The sequence below is a fragment of the Thiolapillus sp. genome (assembly GCF_048562965.1).
In the GTDB taxonomy this organism is placed as follows: Bacteria; Pseudomonadota; Gammaproteobacteria; order Chromatiales; family Chromatiaceae; genus Thiolapillus; species Thiolapillus brandeum_A.
Genome location: NZ_JBHNMF010000471.1, coordinates 1 through 2,597, shown reverse-complemented (window position 1 = coordinate 2,597; position 2,597 = coordinate 1). Strand labels below are relative to the sequence as shown.

2 protein-coding genes are annotated in these 2,597 nt (G+C 55.8%); one reads left to right on the top strand and one right to left on the bottom strand.

Annotated elements, in window-relative coordinates; all coding sequences use genetic code 11:
• On the bottom strand, positions 1-2,228 hold a 2,228-nt coding region (locus ACOCD2_RS16495), incomplete at its 3' end, for a cation-translocating P-type ATPase (RefSeq protein WP_293674896.1).
• Positions 2,229-2,400: 172 nt separating this feature from the next.
• On the opposite strand from ACOCD2_RS16495, the gene ACOCD2_RS16490 reads away from it, so the two are divergent.
• Positions 2,401-2,597, top strand: a 197-nt coding sequence (locus ACOCD2_RS16490; RefSeq protein WP_293649255.1) for a hypothetical protein, incomplete at its 3' end; no start/stop codon positions are given.

The window sequence follows — 2,597 nt, the reverse complement described above, 5'->3', positions numbered from 1 at the left end:
GCCCGCGCATTGAATGCGTTGAAAACCTGAAACAGCACAAAGGTGGTGAAAGCCAGGGTCAACGCCTGTTGTTCACTCCGGTGCTGCATCCCCCAGAACAGAATACCCAGAGTCCCCGCTACCATGGTAATCCCGTAAACCGTAAGATTCCCTATTCGCCGCAGGGACAGAATACGTTCATCCCTCGCGCGCGGCGGCACATCCATGACGCCCGGTTGTGACGGGTCTGCACCCAAAGCCATGGCAGGAGGACCATCCATGATGATATTGACCCACAGCAGTTGAATGGGACTGAAAGGCAGGGGTAATCCCAGAAAAGGGGCAGTGAACACCGCCAGCAACGCACCGATATTCGTCGACAACTGAAAGCGAACGAACTTGACGATATTGTCATAAATGGTGCGCCCTTCCCTGACAGCACGCACGATGGTGGCAAAATTGTCGTCGGTAAGAACCATGGTGGCAGCTTCCCGTGTGACGTCTGTGCCGTTGACCCCCATGGCAACTCCTATATCGGCATGCTTCAGTGCCGGCGCATCATTCACCCCATCTCCAGTCATGGCGACAACGTGCTCACGACTCTTCAGCGCGCGCACGATGCGCACTTTCTGTTGCGGTGTGGCACGCGCAAAAACGCCCAGCGCATCGATACGCTCCGCAAGCTGTTCATCATCCAGGGCTTCAAGTTCAGAACCGGTCAAAACATCACCGCTGATACCCAGCTCCGCAGCTATCGCAGCTGCCGTTACTTTCTGATCACCGGTAATCATCTTCACGGCTATACCAGCCTCATGACAGAGACCAATAGCATCACGCACTTCAGGTCGCGGTGGATCCATCAATCCAACCAGTCCTTCGAAGCACAACCCCTCCATGTACACAAACAGATCACCTGCCGGGTCAAACTCCTTTACAGACAAGCTGCGGCTGGCGCCTGCCAGCACGCGCAAACCCTTTTTGGCGAGCAGCTCATTGTGCGCCGTGAAAACAGCTTTCCAGTCGGCTTCCGGCAGCGCTTCCCGTTCGCAGTCGCGCCAGCCTGTACACAGCTCGATGAGCACATCAGGCGCACCTTTTACAAAGACCTGCACCCGCCCTTCCACCAAATGAAAGGTCGCCATGTATTTGTGCGCAGCATCAAAAGGAATTTCTGCAATGCGCGGCATGGATTCCCGCAGATTCTGTGGATCCAGATTGCCCTTGGTTGCCAGAACCAGCAATGCTGCCTCCATCGGATCACCGACAACTTTTCCACTTCGCAGATGGGTATCGTTGCAAAGGCTGAAGCACCGCAACACCGCATCAAGATCAGAGAGTTTGAAACTGTCATCCAGGACGATCCGCCCGCGTGTGGAATAGCCCTGGCCTTCTACCTCAAAAAGATGCGCACAGGCATAGAGGGCCCGGGCGGTCATTTGGTTGACAGTAAGCGTGCCTGTCTTGTCAGTACAGATAACCGTGGTACAGCCCAGCGTTTCCACCGCGGCCAGCTTTTTGACAATGGCCTTGTGTTTGGCCAACCGGTGCAGACCGAGCGCGAGCGTAACCGTTACCACCGCGGGCAAGCCTTCAGGAATGGCGGCCACCGCCAGGGCAACAGCTGTCATCACCATGGTCAGCCAGGGTTCTCCTCTGAGCAGCCCGGCAACCAGCATGATGACCACGACAACACAGGCAATGAGGGCAAGCCGTTTTCCCAGGCTGTCCAGCTGGACCTGCAATGGCGTAGGCCCCTCTTCCGCTTCTGCCAAAACACCGGACAGCTTCCCCATCTCGGTTGCCATGCCCGTGGCTGTCACGAGCATCTCAGCCCTGCCGCGGGTAACACTGGTGCCCATGTAGAGCATATTGACCCGCTCGGCCAGGGGGATCTGCATCGAACCGAGTGCGTCCGGAAACTTTCCCACGGTGTGAGATTCTCCCGTCAGGGAGGATTCATCCACCTCGAGGTTAAATGCAACCAGCAAACGGCCATCGGCCGGGATGCGGTCACCGGCATTGAGCAGCACGATATCACCCACGACCAGCTGTTCGGCGGGCAGCAGGCGTGTTTTACCCTCGCGGCGGACTTCGGCTTCCAGGGAAAGGATTTTCTTCAGCGCTGCCAAAGACTTCTCGGCACGGAACTCCTGATAGAACCCCAGCAGCGCATTGATGATCACCACGAACAGTATGACCAGCGCATCCTTGATATCGCCGATCACCCCCGCGAGAACAGCGGCGCCCATCAGGATCAGAATGAGAAACCCCTTGAACTGTGGTCCAGCAACTGAAGTTTCCCAATTTTTTGGAGCAATGAATATTAGAGCCGACTAATATGGCGGATAAATTAGTACTTGGTAATATTCTTGTTTATTTTGTTTCTTTCGCTTGAAAAACAACAAGCGTGTCTTCGGCCTCGTGAAAGATTTTGGGACATCCCAGTCCCCAAAATCGACTCGGCCTTTGACAACCTATTGGTGCCCCAGCCGTCCTGATCACCAAGCACTACGCAACAACTTCGCAAGCTCGTTGCTGCTCCGTACTTGGCTCCCAATGACTGGACGCCGCGTTCGGAGGCCTACTTTGTTTTCCCTCTGGCGCAAGGCACGCCGGGA